General features: G+C 51.1%; 1 rRNA gene. It reads right to left on the reverse strand.

The window, feature by feature from the left end:
- Positions 1-96: 96 nt before the first annotated feature.
- Positions 97-2987, reverse strand: a 23S ribosomal RNA gene (locus NFR88_RS14960).
- Positions 2988-2989 lie beyond the last annotated feature (2 nt).

A 2989-nucleotide genomic window follows, 5' to 3' on the forward strand; every position in this document is an offset into this window, starting at 1 on the left:
CCGCGTCAGCTCTTGAAAAATTCTTCGCAGCTTCTTTTCTCTTGAGGTATATACCCTCAAATCTGAATAACAATCAACAAACTCTTCGTAAAACCACTGGTCAAGTTCTCGACCGATTAGTACCTCTCAGCTACATGCATTACTGCACTTCCACCTGAGGCCTATCTACGTGGTAGTCTCCCACGGGTCTTACCTTTTAGGAGGAGATCTCTTCTTGTGGGGGGCTTCGCACTTAGATGCTTTCAGCGCTTATCCCTTCCATACGTAGCTACCCAGCTATGCCCTTGGCAGAACAACTGGTACACCAGAGGTATGTCCATCCCGGTCCTCTCGTACTAAGGACAGCTCCACTCAAATCTCCAACGCCCACAGCGGATAGGGACCGAACTGTCTCACGACGTTCTGAACCCAGCTCGCGTACCTCTTTAATGGGCGAACAGCCCAACCCTTGGGACCTACTTCAGCCCCAGGATGAGACGAGCCGACATCGAGGTGCCAAACACCCCCGTCGATGTGAACTCTTGGGGGGTATCAGCCTGTTATCCCCGGGGTAGCTTTTATCCGTTGAGCGATGGCCCTTCCACTCGGTACCACCGGATCACTAAGCCCGACTTTCGTCCCTGCTCGACTTGTCTGTCTTGCAGTCAAGCTCCCTTCTGCCTTTGCACTCTTCGCGCGATTTCCGTCCGCGCTGAGGGAACCTTTGGGCGCCTCCGTTACTCTTTAGGAGGCGACCGCCCCAGTCAAACTGCCCACCTGACACTGTCCCAGTACCGGATTACGATACATGGTTAGAATCCCAACGTTACAAGGGTGGTATCCCAACGGTGACTCCACCAATACTGGCGTACTGATCTCTTTGTCTCCCACCTATCCTGTACATGCAACGCCGAAACTCAATATCAAGCTACAGTAAAGCTCCACGGGGTCTTTCCGTCCTGCTGCGGGTAACCGGCATCTTTACCGGTACTACAATTTCACCGAGTCTATTGTTGAGACAGTGCCCAGATCATTACGCCTTTCGTGCGGGTCGGAACTTACCCGACAAGGAATTTCGCTACCTTAGGACCGTTATAGTTACGGCCGCCGTTTACTGGGGCTTAAGTTCTGTGCTTCTCCTCACGGATGACACTTCCCCTTAACCTTCCAGCACCGGGCAGGCGTCAGCCCCTATACTTCAGCTTTCGCTTTTGCAGAGACCTGTGTTTTTGGTAAACAGTTGCCTGGGCCTTTTCACTGCGGCCTGCCGAAGCAGGCACCCCTTCTCCCGAAGTTACGGGGTCATTTTGCCGAGTTCCTTAACAATAGTTCTCTCGCTCGCCTTAGGATTCTCTCCTCATCTACCTGTGTCGGTTTGCGGTACGGGCACCTCGGGTCTTGCTAGCGGCTTTTCTTGACAGCGTGAAATCGACTGCTTCCGGCTTACTTGCCACCCCGTAACGCCTCAGTATTGACTATGCGGATTTGCCTACATTGCCTACCTCGACGCTTGGACACGCTCTACCAGCGGCGTGCTCAGTCTATCCTTCTGTGTCCCCACTTCGCTTAAAACGACCTCCGGTGGTACAGGAATCTCTGCCTGTTATCCATCGCCTACGGCTTTCGCCCTCGGCTTAGGTCCCGACTAACCCTGAGCGGACGAACCTTCCTCAGGAATCCTTAGATTTTCGGCGGGCAGGATTCTCACCTGCCTTGCGCTACTCATGCCAACATTCTCTCTCGTATACAGTCCACAAATCCTTACGAATTTGCTTCTTCCCAGTATACGATGCTCCTCTACCATACATTTCTGTATCCAAAGCTTCGGTAGTAAGTTTTAGCCCCGTTTATCTTCGGCGCAGAGCCACTCGACTAGTGAGCTATTACGCACTCTTTAAATGAGTGGCTGCTTCTAAGCCAACATCCTAGCTGTTTATGCAGCTCCACATCCTTTTCCACTTAACTTACATTTTGGGACCTTAGCTGTTGGTCTGGGCTGTTTCCCTTTCGACTATGAAACTTATCTCACATAGTCTGACTCCCACATATGATATTCCGGCATTCGGAGTTTGATAGTTTTCGGTAACCGGTGAAGGCCCCTAGAACATTCAGTGCTCTACCTCCGGGTATCTTTCTGTGAGGCTAGCCCTAAAGCTATTTCGAGGAGAACCAGCTATCTCCGAGTTCGATTGGAATTTCACCGCTATCCACAAGTCATCCCAACCTTTTTCAACAGATATGGGTTCGGTCCTCCATAACCTTTTACAGTTACTTCAACCTGCTCATGGATAGGTCACCCGGTTTCGGGTCTACAGCATGCAACTTCTCGCCCTATTAAGACTCGCTTTCACTTCGGCTCCAGTGCTTTACACCTTAACCTCGCTGCATACCATAACTCGTTGGCCCGTTCTACAAAAAGTACGAGGTCACTTGCGCTCCCTCTGCTTGTAAGCATAAGGTTTCAGGTTCTTTTTCACTCCCCTCCCGGGGTTCTTTTCACCTTTCCCTCACGGTACTATTCTCTATCGGTCACTGGGTAGTATTTAGGCTTGGGGGGTGGGCCCCCCGGCTTCAGACCGGGTTTCACGTGTCCGGTCCTACTCTGGATCCACTCTGCTCCTTGTCAATTTCGTCTACGGGACTTTTACCTTCTTCGGTTTGCCTTTCCAAACATATTCGACTATCAACAATGGATACATCTTGAGTGTCCGCAACCCCGATAGCAAGCTATCGGTTTGGCCTCTTTCCCTTTCGCTCGCCGCTACTTAGGAAATCGATGTTTCTTTCTCTTCCTGCGGGTACTTAGATGTTTCAGTTCCCCGCGTTTCCTTCTCATAACCTATTGATTCAGTTATGGATACCTGTGCATTACCACAGGTGAGTTCCCTCATTCGGATATCTGCGGATCAGCAGATATTTGCTCCTCCCCGCAGCTTTTCGCAGCTTGTCACGTCCTTCGTCGGCTCCCAGTGCCAAGGCATCCGCCTTATGCTCTTCTTCACTTGACCTT

It is taken from the genome of Senimuribacter intestinalis (assembly GCF_943192965.1).
In the GTDB taxonomy this organism is placed as follows: domain Bacteria; phylum Bacillota; class Clostridia; order Peptostreptococcales; family Anaerovoracaceae; genus Senimuribacter; species Senimuribacter intestinalis.